Here is a 23,904-nt window from a genome sequence, read left to right on the forward strand (position 1 = left end):
CGCTCTGGCAAATTCACAGTGCTTGTTGTTGGGAGGCCTCTTCGCGAGCAAGCCCGCTCCCACAGGATCCCGAGATGATCAGATGATTTGTGGTCGACACATATCCACTGTGGGAGCGGGCTTGCTCGCGAAGGCGCCGTCAAATACACCACCATCATTGGCAACCAACCGCATATTCATCCGCAACCCCGCCCCAGTGTTCTGCGCCCAAAGCCTCCCACCCTGCCGCTGCACCGCATTCCTGGCAATACTCAACCCCAACCCAAACCCGCCATCCCCCGGTCGCGAACCGTCGAGGCGGGTGAAGGGCAAGAAGATCCGTTCCAGATCCGCTTCCGCCACACCACCACCCTGATCCTCCAGCCACAGATGCCAATACTTGCCATCACGTCGCCCACCTAGCGTGACCACACCGCCCTCAGGGGAATGGCGAATCGCATTGCGCAGCATGTTTTCCAACGCCTGAGCCAGCGTATTGAGATGCCCGCGCACCCAGCAGGATGAGTCCACCGAGCACTGCAATTGCCCGCCCGGCCAGCAGCTTTCATAGCAGGCGTTTTCCGTGAGCATCTCCCACAGTGCCTGGACCTGGATCGCTTCGTCGGGCAAGCGGGTGCGTTCGGTGTCGAGCCAGGCCAGTTGCAGGGTGTCTTCCACCAGCCGCTGCATGCCGTCGACCTCACGGCCGATGCGCTCGCGCAATGGCTCCAGATCCTGCTCGCTTTCACTGGCAACCCGCAGGCGACTCAGTGGCGTGCGCAATTCATGGGACAGGTCGCGCAGCAATTGCTGCTGCAAGGTCACGGTACTTTGCAGGCGTTCAGCCATGTGATCGAACGCCCTGCCCAGTTCGCCCAATTCATCGGAACGATTGGTGGTGCGACTCGACAACCGGACATTCAATTGATCGGCGCGCCAGGCATTGGCTTGCGCACGCAGGTGATTGAGCGGCACGACCAGTACGCGGTACAGCCCAACGCACAACAATAAAGTGAACAGCCCTGGAATGACCCCATTAGTAATCACGCGCCAGAACACTTGATAGCGCCCGGGTATAAAACGTTCGGGCAGTTCGATCACCAGGCTGCCGGCAGAGGGGTCGCGGGGAAACGGCACGCGCATCCAGGGCCGGCCTTTCTTGTGAATGGGCCAATCCAGGCCGCGCAGGAAGGTCAGGTGCTCGATTTCCTTTTCCGTCAGCGGTTGGCTGCTCAAGGATTGCAAATCCCCGCCGATGACACCGACCCAACTCTTTTCGCGCTGCTGCATGCTTTGCAACCAGCGATCGACGCCGTCGCGCTGGCGTTGCCGCCATGCCCGGTCGGCTTCGGCGGCATAGCGTGTCAGGGTGCCGCGAGCCTCATCCGACAGGAACTGGTTGCGCTCTTCCATGTACCGGCCCCAGGACCAGCTCAACCAGATCATCAGCAGACAGAACGCCACCAGCAGGCAGGCCAGCTTCCAGAACAGCGAGTGCCGCCCCGGCAACTTACATTTCATCGCCGGCACTCAGGATGTAGCCCTTGCCCCACACCGTGCGCACTTCGCGTTCGGTGTAGCCGACGGCCTTGAGCTTGCGACGGATCTGGCTGATATGCATGTCCAGGCTGCGGTCATGGGCCGCGTAGCCCCGTTGCAGCACATGCTGATAAAGGAAGGCTTTGCTCAACACTTCATCGCCGTTGCGATTCAGGGTTTCCAGCAACCGGTACTCGCTGCGGGTCAGGCCAGCAGCGAGTTCGCCGTAGAACACCTCGAACAGTCCATCGTCGAAACGCAGGCTGTCCGCCACCGGGGCAACGGCCGTCTGTGTCGGACGACGGTCCAGTGCAACCCGGCGCAGTATCGCTTCGATGCGCACCCGCAACTCGATCATGCTGAAAGGCTTGGGCAGGTAGTCATCGGCCCCCAGGCGAAAACCGCTGACGCGATCCGCCTCGGCACCCAGCGCCGACATCAGCAACACCGGCGTGGAATGACTCTGGCGCAGTTGAGTCAGCACCGAGAGCCCGTCCAGGCCGGGGAGCAGAATGTCCATCAGCACCACGTCGAAAGGTTGCTGAAGTGCAGCGTCCAGTCCTTCCCGGCCGTTCTGACACCAGGTCACCTGAAAGCCGCTACGGCCCAGATGCTCGTGAACATAGGCACCGAGTACGAGGTCGTCTTCGATGGAGAGGATACGGGGATGGCCGGACGTGATGGGAGTCATGAGTATCTGCAAATAATTCTCAGTTGATAATTATTCAAGATTGCGCCGCACAGGGCAACCCACGGCTTTGCCTCGCACTCAAAAGTGCCGAGCCGACCGATGAATGACGACGTCAATTTTACGAGGATTGACCGCCTGCAAATCGCTACACTGCCCAGGTGACGCGTGCCGGACGCACGTGCGGGTCTATAAATAGCTGGATGCGGGAGAGAGGCGTGCTCAAGAACCTGGGAATTAAAGGCCGCGTGCTGTTGCTGACCCTGTTGCCAACCAGCCTGATGGCATTGGTGCTGGGGGGCTATTTTACCTGGATGCAGCAATCCGACCTGCAAGCCCAACTCATGCAGCGCGGCGAGATGATCGCCGAGCAACTGGCGCCGCTGGTGGCACCGGCCATGGGCCACAAGAACACCGAACTGCTGGAACGGATTGCCACCGAATCCCTGGAACAACCGGACGTGCGTGCCGTGACCTTTCTCGCGCCTGACCGCACGCCGCTGGCCCATGCCGGTCCTATCATGCTCAATCAGGCGCCCATGGGCGATGGTTCGCAGATGTTGCGCCGCAGTGGCAGCGATGCGACACGTTATTTGCTGCCCGTGTTCGGCAAACATCGCAACCTGGCCGGTGACGTGATTCCCGATGAAGCCGACCGCCTGCTGGGCTGGGTCGAACTCGAACTGTCCCACAACGGCATGCTGCTACGCGGCTACCGCAGCCTGTTTGCCAGCCTGATGATGATCGCTGCGGGCCTCGGGGGAGCGGCGCTGTTGGCATTGCGCATGGGGCGCACGATCAATCGACCCTTGAGCCAGATCAAGCAAGCCGTGGCCCAGCTCAAGGACGGTCATCTGGAAACCCGCCTGCCGCCCCTCGGCAGCCAGGAGCTGGATGAGCTGGCGTCCGGCATCAACCGCATGGCCGGCACCCTGCAGAACGCCCAGGAAGAATTGCAGCACAGCATCGACCAGGCCACCGAAGACGTGCGCCAGAACCTGGAAACCATCGAGATCCAGAACATCGAGCTCGATCTGGCGCGCAAGGAAGCCCTGGAGGCGAGCCGGATCAAGTCCGAGTTCCTCGCCAACATGAGCCATGAAATCCGCACGCCGCTCAACGGCATTCTCGGTTTTACCCACCTGCTGCAAAAAAGCGAGCTGACCCCGCGCCAGCTCGACTACCTGGGCACCATCGAAAAATCCGCCGACAGCCTGTTGGGGATCATCAATGAAATTCTCGACTTCTCGAAAATCGAGGCCGGCAAACTGGTGCTGGACCATATTCCGTTCAACCTGCGCGACCTGCTGCAGGACACGCTGACCATCCTCGCCCCCGCCGCCCACGCCAAGCAGTTGGAGCTGGTGAGCCTGGTTTACCGCGACACGCCGCTGTCGCTGGTGGGCGATCCGTTGCGGCTCAAACAGATCCTCACCAACCTGGTCAGCAACGCGATCAAGTTCACCCGCGAAGGCACCATCGTTGCCCGCGCCATGCTGGAAGATGAAAACGAAGACAGCGTGCAACTGCGCATCAGCATTCAGGACACCGGCATCGGCTTGTCGAACCAGGACGTGCGCGCGCTGTTCCAAGCGTTCAGTCAGGCCGACAACTCGCTGTCCCGGCAACCTGGTGGCACGGGCCTGGGGCTGGTGATTTCCAAGCGGTTGATCGAACAAATGGGCGGTGAAATCGGCGTCGACAGTACGCCGGGCGAAGGTTCGGAATTCTGGATCAGCCTGAGCCTGCCGAAAACCCGCGACGACGCCGAAGACCTGCCCGGCCCGCCGCTGTCCGGTCGTCGCGTGGCGGTGCTGGAAAATCACGAGCTGGCCCGCCAGGCGCTACAGCACCAACTGGAAGACTGCGGTCTGGCCGTCACCCCGTTCACCAACCTGGAAAGCCTGACCAATGGCGTGACTGTGGCTCATCAGACTGATCAGGCGATCGACCTGGCGGTACTGGGTGTCACCAGCAACGACATGCCGCCGGAGCGCCTCAACCAGTACATCTGGGACCTCGAACACCTGGGCTGCAAAGTGCTGGTGCTGTGCCCGACCACGGAGCAGACGCTGTTCCACCTCTCGGTGCCCAACCCTCACAGTCAGCTCCAGGCCAAACCGGCCTGCACCCGCAAGCTGCGGCGGGCGCTGTCCGATCTGGTCAACCCGCGCCAGACCCGCAGCGAACCCGGTGAACCGGTCTCCAGCCGTGCGCCGAAAGTGCTGTGCGTCGACGACAACCCGGCCAACCTGCTGCTGGTGCAGACCCTGCTCGAAGACATGGGGGCCAAAGTGCTGGCGGTGGAAAGCGGATACGCCGCCGTCAGGGCCGTTCAGGTCGAGACGTTCGATCTGGTGCTGATGGACGTGCAGATGCCCGGCATGGACGGACGCCAGAGCACCGAGGCAATCCGCCAGTGGGAAAGCGAGCGGCATTGCACGCCGCTGCCGATCGTCGCCCTCACCGCCCACGCCATGGCCAACGAGAAACGTGCGCTGCTGCAAAGCGGCATGGACGACTACCTGACCAAACCGATCAGCGAGCGGCAACTGGCGCAAGTGGTGTTGAAGTGGAGTGGCCTGGCGCTGCGCAACCAGAGCCCGGATCGCTCCGGCGACAGCCACGGCGGCGCCTACGAGCTGCAGGTACTGGATCACGAAGAAGGTTTGCGCCTGGCCGCCGGCAAGGCCGATCTGGCCGCGGACATGCTCGCCATGCTGCTGGCATCGCTGGAAGCAGACCGCGAAGCAATCCGCCAGGCGCAGGAAAGCCACGACCACAATGCCCTGATCGAACGGGTTCACCGCCTGCATGGCGCCACCCGTTATTGCGGCGTACCGCAACTGCGCGCGGCCTGCCAGCGCAGCGAAACCCTGCTCAAGCAAAAGGACCCGAAGGCCTTCGGCGCGCTCGAGGAGCTAGACCGCGCGATCAACCGCCTGGCCGCCCAGGCGCGGATCAATGCCTGACGCAGCGCAATTGGACTGTGAATCCTAAACGCTAAACTAACCGCACCCCTTGTAGGAGCTGGCTTGCCAGCGAAGGCAACCTTGAGAACAACGCAAAATTTGAGGCCGCCTTCGCTGGCAAGCCAGCTCCTACAGGATCGGGGTAGGCAGCAAAACGTGAGTTTTCCAGGAGGACCGCATGCGCACGATTCTTTTCAGCAGCCAGACCTACGACCGCGACAGTTTCCTCGCCGCCGACCAGCCGGCCGGTATCGAATTGCACTTTCAAGCAGCGCGACTGAGCCTCGATACGGCGGCGCTGGCCGAGCATCACGAGGTGGTCTGCGCCTTCATCAATGATGACCTCAGCGCCCCGGTGCTCGAATGCCTGGCTGCCGGCGGCACACGCCTGATCGCCCTACGCTCGGCCGGTTACAACCATGTCGACCTGGCAGCGGCGAAACGCCTGGGAATGGCGATTGTGCGCGTACCGGCCTATTCGCCCCATGCCGTGGCCGAGCACGCGGTGGCGCTGATCCTGGCGCTGAACCGCCGTTTGCACCGCGCCTACAACCGTACCCGCGAAGGCGATTTCAGCCTGCACGGGCTGACCGGTTTCGACTTGGCAGGCAAGACCGTCGGCGTGGTCGGCACCGGGCAGATCGGCGCGACCTTCGCCAAAATCATGAATGGCTTCGGCTGCCAACTGCTGGCCTACGACCCGTATCCCAACCCGCAGGTCGAAGCCTTGGGAGCCCGTTACCTGAGCTTGCCGCAACTGCTGGCCGAATCGCAGATCATCAGCCTGCATTGCCCGCTCAACGAACAGAGCAAGCATTTGATCAACCGCGAATCGCTGGCGCACATGCAACCGGGCGCGATGCTGATCAACACCGGCCGCGGCGGCCTGGTGGACACGCCTGCGCTGATCGACGCATTGAAGGAGGGCCGCCTGGGTTATCTGGGGCTGGACGTGTACGAAGAGGAGGCGCAGTTGTTCTTCGAGGACCGTTCCGACTTGCCCTTGCAGGACGATGTACTGGCGCGACTGCTGACCTTCCCCAACGTGATCGTCACTGCACACCAGGCCTTCCTGACCCGCGAAGCCCTTGGGGCGATTGCCACCGTTACTTTACAAAACATTGCCGCCTGGATGGCCGGCATACCCGAAAATCGTGTCGAGGGCGACTGAACCTGATCGAAGGTCATCTGCCCGCGCCATGCTGCGCGTATGCCCGTGCTAGCATATCGCGCATATTTGGAGGACCCATGGTCGAACACGATTTCCGCTACAGCCTGATGAACCCGCAACACACCCTCACCGAATGCCGCGCCCTGGTGCCGGGGCGTTATCAAGTCACCGGCAACGGCGGCTCGATTCGCAACAATGACGTGCTGGTCGTGACCCTCAAGGGTGCCAAGGACTTGTCCATGCGCCTGACCGTCGAAACGGTTCGCCACTTGATCAATCCGCCCGGCCAATGGGTCGCGGTGGCCAGTGGTCCGGTGTTCGGCGAACTGGCGATCCATACCTGGCAAGTGAATTGCGACAGCTGCGCCAAGGAGTTGAGCTTCGAGTTCGCGGTCGACGCCAAACTGGGCAACAAGGCTGAAAAACCTGCCGCCACTGCGCGGATTGCCGAATTGGGCTGGAAGTCCGTTGGCGAGAAACACCTTTGCCCGAAATGCCAGGAGCCTGCGTGATGAAACGCCTCGCTCTGGCCGGCATGGTCGGTGCAAGCCTGCTGGGTTGCGCCGCCGAGCCTGTGCAATTGCAACAAAACCGCAGCTACATCCTGGAGTGGATCGGCGAACGGCCGTTGATGGATTACAGCCACCTGACCATCACCCTCGGTGAAGATGGTCGCGCCTATGGCAACGGCGGCTGCAACCACTGGTTTGCGCCCTACACTCTGGAAGGCAATAAACTGAGCTTCGGCAAGATCGGCAGCACGCGCAAACTCTGCGCGCCGGCGCTGATGGAACAGGAAAAACGCTTCCTTCAGGCTCTGGAAAACGTGCAGCGCTGGGACGTCTCCTCGATCGAGCAGATGCGCTTCTGGCCTGCCGAAGGCAAGCCGCTGCGCTGGTGGCTGGAAGAGGGCTGATCACCGATTCATGTGGGAGCACAGCTTGCTGGCGATGGCGTCCCTGAGATCGCTATCGCGGGCAAGCCTTGCTCCCACAGACTCTCAATTCTTGGCCTGCAACGCCTCCAGCTTCGCCATCACCCCCGCAGCCGTCTGCTCGCCCACCAACTGCTCCCGCACCTTGCCCTTGTTATCGATGATGTAGGTCACCGGCAATGCCTCACTGCGGGGCAGTTCGAACAACTCGGCAGGGTCCTGCGCCAGCACAGTGAATTTGATCCCGAGTTTCTCGCTGGCACTTTTCAGCTCTTCGCCCTGCACATTGTCGAAGTTGACCCCGAACACATCGATTTTCTTGTCTTTGAGCTGACCGGCCAGGGTGTTCAATTCCGGGATCTCGGTGCGGCACGGGCCGCACCATTCGGCCCAGTAGTTGAGCACCAGCCATTGTTTGTCCAGGCGCTCGGAGGCGACCTTCTGCCCGTTCTGATCGATCCCGTAGTCGTTACCGCAGCCCCCCAGCATCAACGCCCCGATGATCGCCAATGCCGCTGCCAGTCGCCTTGTCATGTCGTGATCCTTGTCGAAAAAAGAATACTGCCGCGACCCATTGCCACCCAAGGTTCTGGATTACGCGTTGCACAGTTAGAATAGCCGCCACCTCACACAAGATGCGACCCGCTCATGACCGATCTGACGCTTTATCACAATCCGCGCTGCTCGAAATCCCGCGGTGCGCTCGAACTGCTCGAAACCCGTGGCCTGACCCCGACCGTGGTGCGCTATCTGGAAACCCCGCTGGACGCCGCGCAAATCCAGAGCCTGCTGACCAAGCTGGGCATCAGCGCCCGGCAACTGCTACGCACCGGTGAGGACGAGTACAAGACCCTCAACCTGGCCGACAGCAGCCTGAGCGAGGCGCAATTGATCGCCGCCCTCGCCGCCCACCCGAAACTCATGGAGCGACCGATTCTTGAGGTCGGCGACAAAGCCGTCATCGGCCGGCCGCCGGAGCAGATCCTGGAGCTGCTGCCGTGAGTGCGCCGTATATTCTGGTGCTGTATTACAGCCGCAGCGGCTCGACCAACGAAATGGCCCGGCAGATTGCCCGTGGCGTCGAACAGGCCGGCCTCGAAGCGCGCCTGCGCACGGTGCCGGCGATTTCCACCGAATGCGAAGCCGTGGCCCCGGACATTCCGGACGAGGGCGCGCTCTACGCCAGCCTCGACGACCTGAAAAACTGCGCTGGCCTGGCCCTGGGCAGTCCGACCCGCTTCGGCAACATGGCGGCGCCCCTCAAGTACTTTCTCGACGGCACCAGCAACCTGTGGCTGACCGGCGCCCTGGTGGGCAAACCGGCCGGCGTGTTCACGTCCACCGCAAGCCTGCACGGCGGCCAGGAAACCACCTTGCTGTCGATGATGTTGCCGTTGCTGCACCACGGCATGCTGATCACCGGTCTGCCCTACAGCGAGTCAGCGCTCCTGGAAACCCAGGGCGGTGGCACGCCCTACGGTGCCAGCCACCACGCCGGGGCTGATGGTAAAAGCGGTCTGGACGGGCACGAAGTGGCGCTGTGTCGCGCACTGGGCATGCGCCTGGCCAAGACGGCACAGAAGCTGGAGGGCTGAGGGTGGCCAAGAAGCCGAAGATCCTGCCCGCCATCGCATGGCTCGAACCCCGTGTTCGAGCCATGCGTGTCATCAGTCTGTTGTGTTTTTTCGGTCTGGTGGGGTTGCTGTGTATCTACTACCCGCTGGTAGCCGACCTGCACGGCGCCCGGCCCTGGGTGATTTTGCTGATCGAGCTGGTGCCGCTGCTGTTGTTGGCGCCCGGCATGGTGGTTGGTAGCCCGCGCGGGCATTCATGGATGTGTTTTGTGGTGAACCTGTATTTCATCAAGGGCGCCCTGGCCGCGTACGACCCGAACCGGCAGATGTTCGGTTTGCTGGAAATGGGCGCGAGCCTGGCGGTGTTCTGCTCGGCGCTGTTGTTTGTGCGTTGGCGGTATCAGTTGAATCGCAAACTGGCTGGCGAGGGCGAGATTTCCGTCGCCTGACCGGACGCCTTCGCTGGCAAGCCAGCTCCCACATGGATTGCAGCGATCACATTTTTTGTGAACGACATGAACCCTGTAGGAGCTGGCTTGCCAGCGAATAAGGCGACGCGGTCTCAGTGATTGACGGTGTACGCCAGCATCATCGAGATCTGGCTCATCGGCCGTCCGCCGCTTTCTTCATGCCACCGGTTGAACACCTCCTGCACCAATGCCAGGTCGCGCAAGCTGCTCGGCACCTTGTCGATGATGCCTTGTGCATTCAACGCCGCCACCACGTCATAGCTCGGTACGAAAGTGTCCTTGCCGACCATCCGCAGAAAACGCGGCGCCGACAGACCGCCCAATTGATGGCCGCGTTTCTTCAGGAACGTCCACAACCCGACGATATCAGTCACCGGCCAATCGGCGATCATAGCGCCGAAGCTGCCCTTTTCATGGGCCACATCCAGTACGAACTGCGCATTGCGCGGCACGCTCTTGAGCTTGCCCAGGTGGCGGATGATCCGCGCGTCCTGCATCAGGCGCTCCAGGTGTTCGGCGCTCATCAGCACGACTTTTTCCGGGTCGAACCTGAAGAACACCTCCTCGAAGGCCGGCCACTTGGCATCCACCAGGCTGTGCTTGAGGCCCGCGCGAAACACACGCAGCGCCATGGTCGACAGGTAACGATCGTCGGTGATGTCGCGCAATTGCGCCGGGGTCTTGGGAACGGGCAGATGGGCTTCCAGTTCAGCGGCCGAACCGAAGCGGTTCAAGCAGTATTCATTCAGCCACTTGTAGTCGCGCATGCCCTCTCCTGAGGAATAGACAAAAAACCTGTAGGAGCTGAGCTTGCTCGCGATAGCGGTGTATCAGTCGACAAATCCGTTGAATGACACACCGCTATCGCGAGCAAGCTCAGCTCCTACAGTTTGATCAGAGGTTTACGACGTTGACGAAGCGCGAAGCCGCCGTCTCGTCGATCTTGAGGCTGGTGAAGTCGAACAGGTTGCGATCCGCCAGTTGCGACGGGATCACGTTCTGCAGGCTGCGGAAAATGCTTTCGGTACGGCCCGGGGTCTTGCGTTCCCAGTCCTGCAACATTTCCTTGACCACCTGGCGTTGCAGGTTTTCCTGGGAACCGCAGAGATTGCACGGGATGATCGGGAATTGCTTGAGGTCCGAATAGGCCTGGATGTCTTTTTCGCTACAGTAGGCCAGCGGACGGATCACCACGTTGCGACCATCGTCGGCCCGCAGTTTCGGCGGCATGGCCTTGAGCGAACCGTTGAAGAACATGTTCAGGAAGAAGGTCTCGACGATGTCGTCGCGATGATGTCCCAGGGCCATCTTGGTCGCGCCGATTTCATCGGCAAAGGTGTAGAGCGTGCCACGACGCAGGCGTGAGCAGAGCGAGCAAGTGGTCTTGCCCTCAGGAACAAGCTCCTTGACCACCGAGTAGGTGTCTTTCTCGACAATGTGGTACTCGATGCCCAGCTCCTTGAGATAGGCCGGCAATACGTGCTCGGGGAACCCCGGCTGCTTCTGGTCCATGTTCACGGCCACGATGTCGAACTTGATCGGTGCGACCTTCTGCAGGTGCATCAGCACATCGAGCATGGTGTAGCTGTCCTTGCCACCGGACAGGCAGACCATGACCTTGTCGCCGTCTTCAATCATGTTGAAATCGGCGACAGCCTCACCAGCCTGGCGGCGAAGGCGCTTTTGCAGTTTGTTCTGGTTGACCGTAAGAGTGCCCATGACGCGAAATCCGTGAGGTGTGACGAAAGGCGGGCATTTTACGCAAAAACCCCGCCAGGGCGAAGCGCCCTGACGGACCGCATCCCCATGGTCAGATGCAACCGCGATTACCCGTGTCATTTACAGCGCAATTTGCTCTAAGCCCCTTCACCTTGTAAGGGAAACTCCTTCCTATACTGCGTCATAAGGTCGCATTCTAATCCAGACCTATTACTTACTTGGCCGCATTGGCCCGTAGGCGCTCCACTGGGGGGCGACGGTAAAAACAAGAGGAGTGACTGGCATGATCCATCACGTAGTGGGGCTCTTCACCCACCCTGACCAGGAATGGAAAGAAATTCGTGGCGACCAGGAGGAAAGCATCAGCCACATGTACTTGACCCACACGCTGATTCTGGCGGCAATTCCAGCAGTATCGGCGTTCATCGGCACCACGCAAGTCGGTTGGGTTATCGGCAGCCGAGCGCCAGTGATGTTGACGATGGAAAGTGCACTATGGATGTCGATCATGTCGTACGTGGCGATGCTTGGCGGCGTTGCGGTAATGGGCGCGTTCATCCACTGGATGGCCCGCACCTATGACGCCAACCCGAGCCTGGCCCGCTGCGTCGCTTTTGCAACCTATACCGCGACACCGCTGTTCATCGGCGGTCTGGCGGCACTGTATCCACACTTGTGGCTGGGGATGATCATCGGCACCGCAGCGATCTGCTACACGGTCTACCTGCTGTATGTCGGGCTACCGACGTTCATGAACATACCAACTGACGAGGGATTCCTGTTTTCCAGTTCCGTACTCGCCGTAGGCCTTGTGGTGCTGGTGGCCATCATGGCGTTCACCGTAATTGTCTGGGGACTCGGCGTGGGGCCGGTCTACACCAATTAATATCACGTCACCTAAAACTAGATCTGCCAACACAGGCCGCCGCAAGGCGGCCTTTTAATGCTTGAACAACTGGAACGGCTACGACCATTCGGCGCTTGAGCGATTCGCAAGGCCTGGGGGTTGCGGCATACTCGACGTCTCTGGAGATCCATCAAGCATGCCCGAGCAACTCAATTCCCGCGTCGAAGACTGTTTCCAACAAGCCGAATCCTTTTTCAAACGACCTTTCAAACGCCCCGTGGTGAGCCTCAAGCTGCGCGGACAAAAAGCCGGCGTTGCGCATTTGCACGAGAACCTGCTGCGCTTCAACCCGCAGTTGTACCGGGAAAACACCGAAGATTTCCTCAAGCAGACCGTGGCCCACGAAGTCGCGCACCTGATCGCCCATCAATTGTTTGGCGACCGCATCCAGCCCCATGGCGAAGAGTGGCAATTGATCATGCGCGGTGTGTATGAACTGCCGCCCAATCGTTGCCACACCTACGACGTCAAACGCCGCAGCGTGACCCGCTACATCTACAAATGCCCGTGCGCCGACAGCGATTTCCCGTTTTCGGCACAGCGCCATAGCCTGGTGAGACAGGGGCGGCGGTATTTGTGCCGGCGCTGCCGCAGTACGCTGGTGTTCAGTGGGGAAATGCGGGTCGAGTAGTTGGGTGACTGCGCTGGCCTCATCGCGGGCAAGCCTTGCTCCCACAGGTTTCATTGTCGTTCACAAATTTTGTGATCAAAGCTGATCCCTGTGGGAGCAAGGCTTGCCCGCGATGAGGCCGGTATAGGCGCTAGAGAATCACCCTGGCTCGCCGCAACTCATCAATCCGCTCAAGACTGAACCCCAACTCCCCCAACACCTGATCCGTGTGTTCCCCCAACGCCGCGCCAATATGCCTGGGCTCTGGCAAACCTTCTGAAAACTTCAACGGACAAGCCATCTGCGCCTGCGTCGAACCATCGCCCCGTGGCACTGCAGTCACCAGTTCCCGCGCCCGCAACTGCGGATGCCGCACCGCTTCGCGCAGGCTCAATACCGGCTCGACACAGGCGTCCAGCTCGGCAAATAACGCACACAGTTCGGTAAAGTCATGTTTTTCAAACTCGACCTTCAACGCATCCTTGAGCTTTCTCTGCTGCGCCGGTTGCGGCGACAGGCCCAGGCTCGCCAGCTCTTCGAGCCCCAACGCCACACACAACTGCTTCATGAAGTCCGGCTCCAGGCTGCCCACCGATAACCAGCGCCCGTCCCGCGAGCGGTAGTAATCGTAGAAGCTGCCGCCATTGAGCATCTGGTCTTCCCGCCCCGGCTCGACGCCACAGGCCAGATACCCGGCACCGGCCATGGCGTTCAGGCTGAATGCACAATCGGTCATGCTCACATCCAGATGTTGCCCCTGCCCGGTGTGCTGCCGGGCGATCACGGCCGCCAACAGACCGATCACGCCGTGCAGCGAACCACCGGCGATATCCGCCACCTGCGTGCCCAAGGGCAGCGGTCCGCTGTCGGCGCGGCCGGTGTAGTTCGCCAGCCCGGCCAGCGCCAGATAATTAATGTCGTGGCCGGCGCGATCCTTGTAGGGGCCGGTCTGGCCATAACCGGTGATCGACACATAAATGAGCTTCGGATTGATCGCCTTCAAGGCTTCATAGCCCAGCCCCAGGCGCTCCATGACACCGGGACGAAACTGCTCGAGCACGATGTCGTAGTCCTTGAGCAATTGCTTGATAACGTCCAGCGCCTCAGGCTGCTTGAGGTCCAGGGCCACGCTGCGTTTATTGCGATTGAGGTAGGCGTGGCTGGCCGATACCCCGTGATCGTGGGGCGGCAGCACGCGCAACAGGTCCATGCGGGTCGGCGATTCGATGCGCAGCACCTCGGCGCCCATATCCGCCAACAACAACGAGGCGAACGGGCCGGGCAGCAGGGTAGAGAAATCCAGTACCTTGAGTGATGCCAGTGGACCGAGCATGAATATTCTCCTTATATGATGCCCCTCAGACTAGGCAGCTGAACGTGACGGAGCAATCACCTTATGCGCCAGTGACGCTGACAGTTGCGCTCAAGTCGCAGGCAATAAAAAACCCGCCGAAGCGGGTTTTTCATTACAACAAGACTTACTTGGCGTTAGTCGGGGTTGCCCCTTTGACATGGCCCAGAACATCGTCTTTAGGCTCATCAGCAATACCGCGACCGCCGGAGGCCAGTTCAGCGTGCATCACGTCGGTGTCCAGCTCCTTGACCCACTTGGCCACCACCAGTGTGGCAACGGCATTACCGATCAGGTTGGTCAGGGCACGAGCTTCGGACATGAAGCGGTCGATACCGAGGATCAGCGCCAGGCCGGCAACCGGGAGATGACCCACCGCGGACAGGGTGGCCGCCAGTACGATGAACCCGCTACCGGTCACGCCCGCAGCCCCCTTGGAGGACAGCAGCAACACCACCAGCAGGGTGATCTGATGCGTGATGTCCATGTGCGCGTCAGTTGCCTGAGCAATGAACACGGCCGCCATGGTCAGGTAGATTGCCGTGCCGTCGAGGTTGAACGAGTAACCGGTCGGGATCACCAGACCCACGACGGATTTCTGCGCGCCCAGACGCTCCATCTTGATCAGCATGCGTGGCAACACCGATTCCGAGGAAGAGGTGCCCAGCACGATCAGCAGTTCTTCACGGATATAGCGAATCACTTTCAGCACGCTGAAACCGTGCGCGCGGGCGATACCGCCGAGCACGATCAGGATGAACAGGACGCAAGTGATGTAGAAGCAGGCCATCAGTTGGCCCAGTTGCACCAGCGAGCCGACACCGTAGGCACCGATGGTGAACGCCATGGCACCGAAGGCACCAATTGGCGCGAGCTTCATGATCATGTTGATGATGTTGAACATCACATGGGCGAAGCGATCGATGAAGTCCAGCAGCGGCTTGCCGTAGGCACCCAGGCGATGCAGGGCGAAACCGAAGATCACCGAGAACATCAGCACTTGCAGGATGTCGCCCGTGGCGAACGCACCGACGATGGTTGCCGGGATGATGTTCATCAGGAAGCCGATAACGCTCTGGTCAGCGCCTTGTGCCACGTAGGTCGCCACTTTCGAGGCATCCAGGGTGCTCACATCGATGTGCATGCCAGCGCCTGGCTGCACGATGTTGACCACGACCAGGCCCACCAGCAAAGCAATGGTCGAAACGATTTCGAAGTACAGGAGTGCGTAACCGCCGGTCTTGCCGACCGACTTCATGTCCTGCATGCCCGCGATACCGCTGACGACGGTGCAGAAGATGATAGGCGCGATGATCATTTTGATCAGCTTGATGAACCCGTCACCCAGCGGCTTAACGGCCACACCGAGCTGTGGATAGTAGTGACCGAGCAAAATACCGATGACAATTGCAACGATCACCTGGAAATACAGGGATTTGTACAGTGGCTGACGAGTCGTCATTGCAAAGTTCCTCAAGAGTGCGCGGTGACAACATCCATCCGTTGCCCACGACACCTCATTTGCGAACCCTCCTGCACTGGAGGGATTTGTTTTTTCGAGCTGCGCGACGGCAAGCATCTGCCGGTTGTATCGCAAAGCCCGTGCCACCTTCCGTGAATCCTCCTACAAGCCTTTTGATATCAGGCGTTGCAGGTTTTTCCTTGCTGGCTGGCGGTTGCGCCACAGTGGCGGATTTCCGCCCATTGACCAAATCGGGTCGTACAATCTGGCGGATATCCGCCTTGTTCATCCGTTGCAACCGCAGCTACCATCCATCGCTCAATGGACGGATTTGCCTGCTATGCGCGAACGCACCATCGCCAGTCATTTCGCCCGTGCGGTCCTGCGCGGTGCGCAACGGCACGGCTACGACTATTCGGACCTGTTGCAGCAATTGGGGATCAGCCCCGAGTTGCTCGAAGAGCCGCGGGCGCGCATTGGTCCGGAGTCATTCACCCGACTGATACAGGCTCTGTGGCTGGCACTGGACAACGAATACCTCGGGTTTGGGCAAGCGCCGAGCAAACCCGGTAGCTTCGCGATGATGTGCCATGCCGTGATTCATTGCCGCAATCTGGAAAAGGCACTCAACCGCGGCTTATTGTTTTATAGCCTATTCCCTGACGCCCCGCGCCTGACCCTGACGCGCGAAGACGAAATGATTCGCCTGAGCCTGGACGATTCGCAGCTCTGGGATCCGGACCATTTTCTCACCGAATACCTGCTGGTGATCTGGCACCGGTTCGGCAGTTGGCTGATCGGTCAGCGCATTCGCCTGGAGCAGGCGACGTTCAGCTACCCGCGACCGGAACACGGAGCCGAGTACGATTTGCTGTTCTCTTGTGCACTGAGCTTTTCAACCGCAAAGAGCGCGGCACAAAAGAACAGCGGGGCGCAAAGCAGCCTGCTGTTTCACAGTCGCTACTTGAACATGCCGTTGCTACAGGACGAACGCACCCTCAAGCATTTCCTTGAACGCTCGCCTTCCGACCTGCTGGCGCGCCCGGATGATGGCCATAGCCTGACCAGCCAGTTGCGGCGCTTGCTCAGCCGCGACAGTGCTCGCTGGCCGGACCTGGACGCCGTGGCCACGCACCTGCACATCAGCCCGCAGACGCTGCGCCGGCATTTACGCGAGGAAGGCAGCAGTTTTCAAGAGTTGAAGGACCAGTTGCGCCGCGACATTGCGATCTATCACCTGAGCCGCAACGATCTGCCCTTGCAGCAGATTGCCGAGCAGCTGGGGTTTTCCGAGCCTTCGGCGTTTCATCGGGCGTTCAAGAAGTGGACGGGGTTGACGCCGGGGGCTTATCGGGCGCAGGAAAGTTGAGATTTGCGGTGGATTGACTGGCCTCTTCGCGAGCAGGCTCGCTCCTACAGGGGATATTCAGTGCGACATAGATCCATTGTGGGAGCGAGCCTGCTCGCGATGGCGTCCGCAAGAGCAACACTAAACCACCGGAAACTGAATCCTGAACGCCGCCCCACCCATGGGTGAATCCCCCAGCGTCAGTTTGGCGCTGTAGCTTTCGATGATGTCCTTGACCACCGCCAGGCCAATGCCCTGCCCCGGATGCTGTCGATCCAGGCGCTCGCCACGTTGCAGGATTCGTGCGCGCTGATCGGGCGGCACGCCGGGACCGTCGTCCTCGACGCACAATTCGATACCGCCCAGGGTCTGCCGCACGCTGATACGCACTTCGCCCAGGCACAGGCGATAAGCGTTCTCCAGCAAGTTGCCCATCATCTCCAGCAAGGCCCCCTGCTCGATCGGCACGTAACACTCTGGCGGCAAGTCCAGGGTCACCCGCACGCGCTTGTCGCGGTAGACCTTGTCCAGCGTGTCGCAGAGACTTTGCAGCACCGGACGCAGTTGAACCTGATGACGCACCAGACCGCTTTTACGCAGGCTGGCGCGCTGCAATTGATAGCTGATCTGCTGGCTCATGCGCTCGATCTGGGTTTGCAGCACCCAGGCCTGATCGCGATTTTGGGGGCGTTGCGCCATGTCCTCGCTGACGCCTTGCAGCACCGCCAGCGGCGTTTTCAGGCTGTGCGCCAGATCGTCGAGGGAATCGCGGTAACGGCTGCGCTGTTCGCGCTCGCTGTGCAGCAAGCGGTTCAGGGAGCCCGTCAGGCGCAAGAGTTCGCGGGGATGTTGCTCGCTGAGGCTTTCGCGGGCACCACTTTCGATTTCGTCCAGTTCCTGGCTGAGCCGGCGCAACGCCTGCAAGCCCCAGGTCAGGCCGATCCACAGCAACGCCAGCAGCACCAGCAACGCCGCGCCGAAGCCCAGGTAGAGGTTTTCCCGCAGGCCTTCGAGGGTCAGCTCGTATTCGCGTACCGGTTGCAACGCGACAATGCTGAACGCCGCGCTCTTGCCCCCCAGCAGCTTGACCTCGACGTCATAGACGAAGAACTCCTGGCCATTGGCTTCTCTGATCCTGGCGAACTCGTTACCGCGCCCGTCATAACGCGGTTTGTAATTGAGCATCTCTTCCTGAGTGGCCTTGGAACGCCAGACCAGGTGACCTTCGCGGTCATAGATGTAACCGAGCAAACGGCTGTCGGTCAGGTTGAAGCGCTCGTCGGGCAATTGCGCCGGCATCTGCAAGTGGTTGTTTTCCACCCGTGCGGCGGAGATCAGCGTCGTCACGTCGGAGGCCAGGCGTTGTTCAATGGAGTCTTGCAGCGCCAGGCTGAACGCACCCTGCATCGCCGGCAGCAGCGCCAGCATGAACAACACCGCCAGCAGTGTGGCGGCGAGCATCAAGCGGACACGAAGGGAACGAATCAAGTGCAGCGCTCATTGAACAGGTAGCCGAGGCCGCGAACGGTATCGATCGGCTTGAACCCGACCGGCCCTTCCAGTTTGCGGCGCAGACGGCCGACCAGCACTTCGATCACATTCGGATCGCGCTCGTCGTCATCCGGGTACAACTGCTCCATCAGGCGGTCCTTGGCCACTACTTGCTGGTGATGGCGCATCAGGTACTCGAGGATGCGGTACTCGTAGGCCGTCAGCGCCAGCGGCTGATCGTCCAGGGATGCCTGTTTGCGATTGAGGTCGAGCACCAATGGCCCGGCGACGATGGTCGACTGGGTAAAACCGCTGGAGCGGCGCAACAAGGCATTGAGCCGGGCGTCGAGTTCTTCGAACTGGAACGGTTTGACCACATAGTCGTCGGCGCCAGCGGCCAGGCCTTCTACCTTGTCCTGCCAATTGCCGCGCGCCGTGAGGATCAGGATCGGAAAGGTCTTGCCCCGCGAGCGCAACTGACGGATCAGATCGAGGCCGCTCATGCCCGGCAGGCCGAGATCGATTACCGCCAGGTCATGGTTGAATTGTTCGGTCTGATACAAGGCCTCCTCGGCATTGGCCACGGACTCGACCACATGCCCGCTTTCCGTCAGGCGGGTTTGCAGGTGATGGCGCAACAGCGCTTCATCTTCGACGACCAGCAATTTCATAACGTTCTCCTGCTGATCAACAGCTCCAGAGGCACAACCTTCAATAAAGGCACGTGTTGCGATGACTGATATCACGACGGCTTGCTGATAGTCGTCAAATCGTAGCGGCCCATGAGGTCCTCCTGACGAAGTTTAATGCCATTGTGCGAGACCGACACGTTGTCATACGTGGCGTAGTCACTATTCTGACTGCCTTGCCTGGCCAGATGCACGCTCCAGGCACTGTCATTGCCGACCACACCACCCACGCTCGAATAACTCAGCACACCGGACTTTTTGACCTTGTCGCTGGTCTGTCCAGAAGTAAGCCTGGTGAAATTATCGTCGGTCGCATGGGCGGCAGCACTGACGCCCAGGACGGTGAACGCCAGAAGCAGGTTTTTCAAGCCAGTCATAGGGAGTTTCCTCATGCGCTGTACGCTTTTTGGTAGCGGCAAGGTTACTGATCCCGCGCTGAACTCCCCCTGAACGCAATCTGAACCTAAGCTGAATCAACCCGATCCGGGTGCTTCGATGAAAGTGTCCCGATAATTTTCGACAGGAGATTAACCATGCGCATGTTCCTCGCTGTCCTCTTGCTGGCCTTCAGCGGGCTCAGCCACGCCGCCATCAAGACCCAGGAAATCCCCTACCAGAGCGCCGACGGCACGAAACTGATCGGCTATTACGCCTATGACGACGCGATCAAGGGCCCGCGCCCCGGCGTCGTTGTGGTGCATGAATGGTGGGGGCTCAACGATTACACCAAACGCCGCGCCCGCGACCTCGCCGGCCTGGGCTACAGCGCTTTGGCCATCGACATGTATGGCAACGGCAAAAACACCGAACACCCCAAGGACGCCATGGCGTTCATGCAGGCGGCAACGCAAGACAGCGCGGCGTCCAGTGCGCGCTTTCAGGCCGGGCTCGACTTGCTGAAGAAACAAGCGCAAACCGACCCGAATAAAGTGGCTGCCATCGGCTACTGCTTCGGTGGCGCCGTCGTGCTCAATGCTGCGCGTCAGGGTATGCCGCTGGCCGGTGTGGTGAGTTTCCACGGCGCGTTGGCAACCAAAACGCCGGCGACGCCCGGCAGTGTGAAAGCGAAAGTCCTGGTCGAACATGGCGCGCTGGACAGCATGGTGACGCCCGATAACGTGGCTGCCTTCAAAGCCGAGATGGACAAGGCTGGCGCCGACTACAAGTTCGTCAGCCTCGACGGCGCCAAGCACGGCTTCAGCAATCCTGACGCCGATCGCTTGAGCCATGGCGATCACGGCGGGCCGGACATTGGTTACAACAAGGCGGCAGATGAAAAGTCGTGGGCGGATATGCAGGCGTTCTTCAAGAAGATCTTCAGTTGATCAGTTAAACCGCAGTGCGGCTTTCGCGAGCAGGCTCGCTCCTACAGGATCAGCGGTGAGACACAAATCCAATGTGGGAGCGAGCCTGCTCGCGATGGCTGCACCGCCGATCTGAACCTTTGCACTACCCAGTTTCAGGGCAACCCGGCAAAATGCCCGACATGAATCCAGTCCCCGCCCTGCCCGCCTGCTGCACGCCCCTCGATGCCCACTGGCCGCTGCCGTTTGTGCTGCCGGATGCGGTGCTGTTGAGTACCCACTTCAACCCTTCGCAACTGCTCAGCGATGATTTCCAGCGCAGTGCCATCGAAGCGCCGGCGAGTATCCAGCGCTCCGTCGCGAAACGGCAGGCGGAGTTTCTCGCCGGACGGATCTGCGCGCGGGCCGCCTTGCAACAACTGGAAGGCCTGAGCGTCAGCCCGGCCATCGGCGAAGACCGGGCACCGGTCTGGCCGGCGCATATCACCGGTTCCATTACCCACAGTACCGGCCGGGCCGCGGCAATCGTCGCCAGGAAAAACCATTGGCGCGGCTTGGGCATGGACCTGGAAAACCTGCTCAATGCCGAACGCGCCGAACGCCTGGCCGGGGAAATCCTCACCCCACCCGAGCTCCAGCGCATGGCCGCCGGGCATCGCGATCAACTGGCGTTGCTGGTGACCCTGACCTTTTCGGTAAAGGAGAGCCTGTTCAAGGCCCTCTATCCGATCGTTCAACAGCGTTTCTACTTTGAACACGCCGAGGTGCTGGAGTGGACCGAGGCGGGTGAAGTGCGGTTGCGGCTGTTGACGGATCTGTCGAGTGAATGGCGCAACGGCACTGAGCTGGATGCGCAGTTTGGGGTCAAGGATGGGCAGTTGTTGAGCTTGGTCAGCATCAGGGCCTGAAGTGTTTCGGCGCCTGCCAGGCCGCCATCGCGAGCAAGCTTTGCTCCCACAGGCTTTGTGCCGGTCAAACTAAACCTGTGGGAGCAAAGCTTGCTCGCGATGGGGCCCGAACAGACAACAAATAACTCAGCGCTTCTCCTGATTCCTCGGCCAACTCAAACTGAAACAGGCCCCGCCCAGGCTTTTGCTCTTGCCAATCAACGCCCGCCCGTCATGCCAATGAATGATGCGCCGCACAATCGACAGGCCCAAGCCATGCCCGCCTGATGCACGGGTCCGACTGTCATCGAGACGCAGGAACGGGGTGAAGATTTTCTCCCAGGCCAATTCCGGTACGCCCGGCCCATCATCCTCGACATCCACCCGACAGCGTTGCTGCCCCACCTGATAACTGATGGTCACCCGTGAATGCGCATGACGCATGGCATTGCTGACAAGGTTCTGCAGTGCCCGATGCAAATAACGCGGCTCGGCCTCGACCCAGGCATCGTCGCAATCGGCGGCCGACAGGCACAAGCCACGCTGCACCGTGACATCGGCACGCAACGGCGCCAGCTCCCCGATCACCTGATTGACCAAGGCATCCAGGTCGACGCGTTGAAAATTCAGTGCTGGCGAGCCTTGCTCCAGCCGCGCATAGGTCAACATCTCGTCCACCAGACGGTCGAGGTCCTCGATGTCGTGATCCATGCCCTCGCAATACTTTTCCAGGGCTTGCGGCGTGGTCGCCGAACCAATCATTTCCAGGCCAAAACGCAAGCGCGCTACCGGCGTGCGCAGTTCGTGGGACACGGCGCGCACCAATTCCCGCTGGATTGCCAACAGTTGCTGCAAGTGCTCGGCCATGCCGTTGAACGCCGACGCCAGCCGCCCCACCGAGTCCGCGCCCCGCGCCGGTACGCGGGTTTCCAGGCTGCCCTTGGCGATGCGCGTGGCGGCGGCTTCCAGTCCGCGCAAGCGGCGCTCCAGTTGGCGCACCAGCAGGTAGACGATCAAGCCGATCAGGGTCAGGCCCAGCGCCGCGATCAGCACCAGCCACTCCGGCGGATAAGGATTCATCTGATACAAGGGCCCGATTTCCAGCACCCACGGCGTGCCGACCATGCCGGCGAACACCCGGACCGAATCGCCGCCCTTGCCCAGCGCCATCACCGTGTCGCCTTCGGACACCCGGCGACTCTGGTCTTCATCCATGTCGGCGTCTTCCACCGTGACCAGCCGCAAGTCGAAACCAAAGCCCTTGTCCTGCTTCAATTGCGCCAGGCGCACCGGTTGCTCGCCTACCGGGTAGCGCACCAACTCATCGGTCAACAGGTAAATCGTCGCCCGGGCCAATTGCTCGCTGATCTGCTGGACCTCACCGGTGAGCACCAGCTGTTCCTTGTCACTGACCAGACGGTAAACCTTTGCCGCATGCGGACCGGTCTGCTCCACCAGCGCCTGGCCATGCAGCACGCGGGTACGCTGCGTGAGATCGAGGTCGGTCTGGTTGAAGGTTTTCAGCGCCAGCGGAATCCCCAGCAGCCGTTCCCACACCACCAATGCCCGGTGGCGCTCGGTTTCGTTCATCGGTTGCAGGTTGTCGGCCATCAGCGAAAACGTGCCGTGGGCCAGGCGTTCGCGATATTGCTCGCCGCGCACCTGGTTGAGCATGTGCAGCGCCAGCACACCGAGCACTGCCACCAGAATCAACGCGGCGCACATGCCGCCATAGATGCGCAGGAAGATCGAGTTCACAGGGACGAATCTACGCAGGCCTCGGGAACGAACAGGTAGCCTTTGCTGCGGACGGTCTTGATCAGGCGCGGATGCTCCGGGTCATCGCCGATTTTCGGCCGGATGCGCGAGATGCGCACGTCGATGGAACGGTCCTGTCCGTCATAGCCGATACCGCGCAGCGCGGTGAAGATTTCTTCCCGGGAGAGAATGCGGCCGGCGTTGGCCACCAACAACCAGAGCAAATCGAACTCGGCGCTGGTCAGCTCGATGCCGTTGTCGTTCAGCCAGGCCTCACGCAACGCGTTGTCCACCACCAATGGGCCGAATTGCAGCCGGCGTTGTTTTTCCGGGACGACCTCGGGTGTTTCACTGCGTCGCAACAACGCCTGGATGCGCGCCAGCAGCAAGCGCGGACGCACCGGTTTGCATACGTAGTCGTCTGCGCCCAGGTCCAGGCCGAGGATCTGGTCGGTGTCGTCGGTACGCGCGGTGAGCATCAGGATCGGGCCGTCATAGCGGTCGCGAACCTTGCGACAAATGCTCAAGCCATCTTCGCCAGGGAGCATCAGGTCGAGGATCACCAGGTCTGGCTGCTCCTTGATGATGCGCGCCGCCGCCAGGGCGCCATTGCCCTCGATCGACACACGCAGGCCATTGGCTTCCAGGTAATCGCGAGTCAGTTCGGCCAGACGCTGGTCGTCCTCGACAATCAATACCTGCCAGGCTTCTTGCTCCACGGGTGACCTCTACTTGCCAATTTCTCTAATAAGGAAGTATCCACCCGTCTTTTTGTAATGATGGGGGTGGATAAATTGCCTGGATGCTGGCCGATTGTATAAACGTCGCCCGCACAGAACACAAGCTGGTAAATGCGTTCGGACAAGACGTTTTTTTGTGATAGGGTTCGCGCCCTTAAAAATCTGTCCAGCCGTTTTCGATCGTTGAAAAATGATGAAAAAAAGCCCGGTCCAGCAGCATCGCGGCCTACACGCCAATTCGCTCTTTCACACACAATTTACGCACAGGTTTATCCACAGGTAGTACGTTGCAATCCCCCCCCAAAACGCAT

Annotated in this window: 23 protein-coding genes and 1 pseudogene; 12 read left to right on the forward strand and 12 right to left on the reverse strand. The window is 60.6% G+C overall.

The annotated features are described in order from the left end of the window. Positions 1–78: 78 nt before the first annotated feature. Complete coding sequence (locus GPL81_RS10025) at positions 79–1,500, reverse strand: sensor histidine kinase (RefSeq protein ID WP_160106602.1); 1,422 nt, start codon at positions 1,498–1,500, stop codon at positions 79–81. Further along, positions 1,490–2,209: a response regulator transcription factor gene (locus GPL81_RS10030; RefSeq protein ID WP_160106603.1), complete on the reverse strand. Its 720-nt coding sequence runs from the start codon at positions 2,207–2,209 to the stop codon at positions 1,490–1,492. Before GPL81_RS10030 ends, GPL81_RS10025 begins: the two co-directional genes overlap by 11 nt. A gap of 215 nt (positions 2,210–2,424) precedes the next feature. Between GPL81_RS10030 and GPL81_RS10035 the strand changes: the two genes are divergently transcribed. The 4 genes from GPL81_RS10035 (at position 2,425) to GPL81_RS10050 (ending at position 7,265) form a co-directional block, all read left to right on the forward strand. Next, positions 2,425–5,178, forward strand: a complete 2,754-nt coding sequence (locus GPL81_RS10035) for a response regulator (RefSeq protein WP_160106604.1) — start codon at positions 2,425–2,427, stop codon at positions 5,176–5,178. A 178-nt stretch (positions 5,179–5,356) separates the two neighbouring features. Further along, the gene (locus GPL81_RS10040) at positions 5,357–6,349 is read left to right on the forward strand and encodes a 2-hydroxyacid dehydrogenase (protein WP_160106605.1); all 993 of its coding nucleotides are present in this window, start codon (positions 5,357–5,359) and stop codon (positions 6,347–6,349) included. Positions 6,350–6,426: 77 nt separating this feature from the next. Further along, positions 6,427–6,861, forward strand: coding sequence for a hypothetical protein (locus GPL81_RS10045; protein WP_084321985.1), 435 nt, complete (start codon positions 6,427–6,429; stop codon positions 6,859–6,861). Further along, positions 6,861–7,265 (forward strand): META domain-containing protein, encoded by a 405-nt coding sequence (locus tag GPL81_RS10050; RefSeq protein WP_121105496.1) that lies wholly within the window; start codon positions 6,861–6,863, stop codon positions 7,263–7,265. The genes GPL81_RS10045 and GPL81_RS10050 overlap by 1 nt, the downstream gene beginning before the upstream one ends. 84 nt (positions 7,266–7,349) lie before the next feature. Here GPL81_RS10050 and GPL81_RS10055 read toward each other — a convergent pair whose 3' ends face one another. Continuing rightward, positions 7,350–7,817 carry a TlpA disulfide reductase family protein gene (locus tag GPL81_RS10055; protein ID WP_160106606.1) on the reverse strand — a complete coding sequence of 156 codons (468 nt, stop codon included), beginning with the start codon at positions 7,815–7,817 and terminating at the stop codon, positions 7,350–7,352. Between the two features lie 114 nt (positions 7,818–7,931). Between GPL81_RS10055 and arsC the strand changes: the two genes are divergently transcribed. The 3 genes from arsC to GPL81_RS10070 are packed head-to-tail and all read left to right on the forward strand — an operon-like array spanning position 7,932 to position 9,306. Then, positions 7,932–8,285: an arsenate reductase (glutaredoxin) gene (gene arsC, locus GPL81_RS10060; RefSeq protein ID WP_160106607.1), complete on the forward strand. Its 354-nt coding sequence runs from the start codon at positions 7,932–7,934 to the stop codon at positions 8,283–8,285. Further along, complete coding sequence (gene wrbA, locus GPL81_RS10065) at positions 8,282–8,878, forward strand: NAD(P)H:quinone oxidoreductase (RefSeq protein WP_007937544.1); 597 nt, start codon at positions 8,282–8,284, stop codon at positions 8,876–8,878. Before arsC ends, wrbA begins: the two co-directional genes overlap by 4 nt. 2 nt (positions 8,879–8,880) lie before the next feature. Beyond that, entirely contained in the window at positions 8,881–9,306 is a 426-nt protein-coding gene (locus tag GPL81_RS10070) for a DUF2069 domain-containing protein (RefSeq protein ID WP_160106608.1), read from the forward strand. Positions 9,307–9,419: 113 nt separating this feature from the next. Here the strand turns inward: GPL81_RS10070 and GPL81_RS10075 are convergent, their stop codons facing one another. Together GPL81_RS10075 and ttcA are read right to left on the reverse strand one after the other, a co-directional pair. Continuing rightward, entirely contained in the window at positions 9,420–10,094 is a 675-nt protein-coding gene (locus GPL81_RS10075) for a DNA-3-methyladenine glycosylase I (protein WP_160106609.1), read from the reverse strand. A 127-nt stretch (positions 10,095–10,221) separates the two neighbouring features. Then, positions 10,222–11,046 carry a tRNA 2-thiocytidine(32) synthetase TtcA gene (gene ttcA, locus GPL81_RS10080; protein ID WP_096509482.1) on the reverse strand — a complete coding sequence of 275 codons (825 nt, stop codon included), beginning with the start codon at positions 11,044–11,046 and terminating at the stop codon, positions 10,222–10,224. Between the two features lie 283 nt (positions 11,047–11,329). Here ttcA and GPL81_RS10085 point away from each other — a divergent pair, with 283 nt between their 5' ends. Next, positions 11,330–11,932: a Yip1 family protein gene (locus GPL81_RS10085; protein ID WP_160106610.1), complete on the forward strand. Its 603-nt coding sequence runs from the start codon at positions 11,330–11,332 to the stop codon at positions 11,930–11,932. Positions 11,933–12,089: 157 nt separating this feature from the next. Next, on the forward strand, positions 12,090–12,584 hold the full coding sequence (locus GPL81_RS10090; RefSeq protein WP_096509480.1) for a SprT family zinc-dependent metalloprotease: 495 nt from the start codon (positions 12,090–12,092) through the stop codon (positions 12,582–12,584). Positions 12,585–12,714: 130 nt separating this feature from the next. Here GPL81_RS10090 and GPL81_RS10095 read toward each other — a convergent pair whose 3' ends face one another. Further along, positions 12,715–13,896: a CaiB/BaiF CoA transferase family protein gene (locus GPL81_RS10095; RefSeq protein WP_160106611.1), complete on the reverse strand. Its 1,182-nt coding sequence runs from the start codon at positions 13,894–13,896 to the stop codon at positions 12,715–12,717. 145 nt (positions 13,897–14,041) lie between these two features. Next, a complete protein-coding gene (locus tag GPL81_RS10100; RefSeq protein WP_096509478.1) occupies positions 14,042–15,376 on the reverse strand; it encodes a dicarboxylate/amino acid:cation symporter in 1,335 nt (444 codons plus the stop codon). Positions 15,377–15,716: 340 nt separating this feature from the next. Here GPL81_RS10100 and GPL81_RS10105 point away from each other — a divergent pair, with 340 nt between their 5' ends. Then, positions 15,717–16,745, forward strand: a complete 1,029-nt coding sequence (locus tag GPL81_RS10105; RefSeq protein WP_160106612.1) for an AraC family transcriptional regulator — start codon at positions 15,717–15,719, stop codon at positions 16,743–16,745. Between the two features lie 120 nt (positions 16,746–16,865). Here GPL81_RS10105 and GPL81_RS10110 read toward each other — a convergent pair whose 3' ends face one another. The 3 genes and pseudogenes from GPL81_RS10110 to GPL81_RS10120 all read right to left on the reverse strand — a co-directional run. Next, positions 16,866–18,212, reverse strand: coding sequence for an ATP-binding protein (locus GPL81_RS10110; protein ID WP_160106613.1), 1,347 nt, complete (start codon positions 18,210–18,212; stop codon positions 16,866–16,868). Continuing rightward, a complete protein-coding gene (locus GPL81_RS10115) occupies positions 18,209–18,886 on the reverse strand; it encodes a response regulator transcription factor (RefSeq protein ID WP_096509475.1) in 678 nt (225 codons plus the stop codon). The genes GPL81_RS10110 and GPL81_RS10115 overlap by 4 nt, the downstream gene beginning before the upstream one ends. A gap of 95 nt (positions 18,887–18,981) precedes the next feature. Then, positions 18,982–19,281: pseudogene (locus tag GPL81_RS10120) on the reverse strand (hypothetical protein); the annotation flags it as partial. A 156-nt stretch (positions 19,282–19,437) separates the two neighbouring features. Between GPL81_RS10120 and GPL81_RS10125 the strand changes: the two are divergent. Both GPL81_RS10125 and GPL81_RS10130 read left to right on the forward strand, forming a co-directional pair. Next, positions 19,438–20,229 (forward strand): dienelactone hydrolase family protein, encoded by a 792-nt coding sequence (locus GPL81_RS10125; RefSeq protein ID WP_160106615.1) that lies wholly within the window; start codon positions 19,438–19,440, stop codon positions 20,227–20,229. 161 nt (positions 20,230–20,390) lie between these two features. Then, a complete protein-coding gene (locus GPL81_RS10130) occupies positions 20,391–21,116 on the forward strand; it encodes a 4'-phosphopantetheinyl transferase family protein (RefSeq protein ID WP_218585641.1) in 726 nt (241 codons plus the stop codon). A gap of 126 nt (positions 21,117–21,242) precedes the next feature. Here GPL81_RS10130 and GPL81_RS10135 read toward each other — a convergent pair whose 3' ends face one another. Then, positions 21,243–22,853, reverse strand: coding sequence for an ATP-binding protein (locus tag GPL81_RS10135; RefSeq protein WP_160106617.1), 1,611 nt, complete (start codon positions 22,851–22,853; stop codon positions 21,243–21,245). Next, positions 22,850–23,572: a response regulator gene (locus GPL81_RS10140; protein WP_096509470.1), complete on the reverse strand. Its 723-nt coding sequence runs from the start codon at positions 23,570–23,572 to the stop codon at positions 22,850–22,852. Before GPL81_RS10140 ends, GPL81_RS10135 begins: the two co-directional genes overlap by 4 nt. Positions 23,573–23,904 lie beyond the last annotated feature (332 nt).

The organism is Pseudomonas izuensis, from assembly GCF_009861505.1.
Lineage (GTDB): Bacteria > Pseudomonadota > Gammaproteobacteria > Pseudomonadales > Pseudomonadaceae > Aquipseudomonas > Aquipseudomonas izuensis.

Coding starts and splice junctions, on each gene's coding strand:
- arsC (WP_160106607.1), top strand. CDS start 7,932: ATGACCGATCTGACGCTTTATCACAATCCGCGCTGCTCGAAATCCCGC.
- GPL81_RS10050 (WP_121105496.1), top strand. CDS start 6,861: ATGAAACGCCTCGCTCTGGCCGGCATGGTCGGTGCAAGCCTGCTGGGT.
- GPL81_RS10040 (WP_160106605.1), top strand. CDS start 5,357: ATGCGCACGATTCTTTTCAGCAGCCAGACCTACGACCGCGACAGTTTC.
- GPL81_RS10130 (WP_218585641.1), top strand. CDS start 20,391: ATGAATCCAGTCCCCGCCCTGCCCGCCTGCTGCACGCCCCTCGATGCC.
- GPL81_RS10095 (WP_160106611.1), bottom strand. CDS start 13,896: ATGCTCGGTCCACTGGCATCACTCAAGGTACTGGATTTCTCTACCCTG.
- GPL81_RS10115 (WP_096509475.1), bottom strand. CDS start 18,886: ATGAAATTGCTGGTCGTCGAAGATGAAGCGCTGTTGCGCCATCACCTG.
- GPL81_RS10075 (WP_160106609.1), bottom strand. CDS start 10,094: ATGCGCGACTACAAGTGGCTGAATGAATACTGCTTGAACCGCTTCGGT.
- GPL81_RS10125 (WP_160106615.1), top strand. CDS start 19,438: ATGCGCATGTTCCTCGCTGTCCTCTTGCTGGCCTTCAGCGGGCTCAGC.
- GPL81_RS10055 (WP_160106606.1), bottom strand. CDS start 7,817: ATGACAAGGCGACTGGCAGCGGCATTGGCGATCATCGGGGCGTTGATG.
- GPL81_RS10045 (WP_084321985.1), top strand. CDS start 6,427: ATGGTCGAACACGATTTCCGCTACAGCCTGATGAACCCGCAACACACC.
- ttcA (WP_096509482.1), bottom strand. CDS start 11,046: ATGGGCACTCTTACGGTCAACCAGAACAAACTGCAAAAGCGCCTTCGC.
- GPL81_RS10100 (WP_096509478.1), bottom strand. CDS start 15,376: ATGACGACTCGTCAGCCACTGTACAAATCCCTGTATTTCCAGGTGATC.
- GPL81_RS10090 (WP_096509480.1), top strand. CDS start 12,090: ATGCCCGAGCAACTCAATTCCCGCGTCGAAGACTGTTTCCAACAAGCC.
- GPL81_RS10085 (WP_160106610.1), top strand. CDS start 11,330: ATGATCCATCACGTAGTGGGGCTCTTCACCCACCCTGACCAGGAATGG.
- GPL81_RS10025 (WP_160106602.1), bottom strand. CDS start 1,500: ATGAAATGTAAGTTGCCGGGGCGGCACTCGCTGTTCTGGAAGCTGGCC.
- GPL81_RS10105 (WP_160106612.1), top strand. CDS start 15,717: ATGCGCGAACGCACCATCGCCAGTCATTTCGCCCGTGCGGTCCTGCGC.
- GPL81_RS10030 (WP_160106603.1), bottom strand. CDS start 2,209: ATGACTCCCATCACGTCCGGCCATCCCCGTATCCTCTCCATCGAAGAC.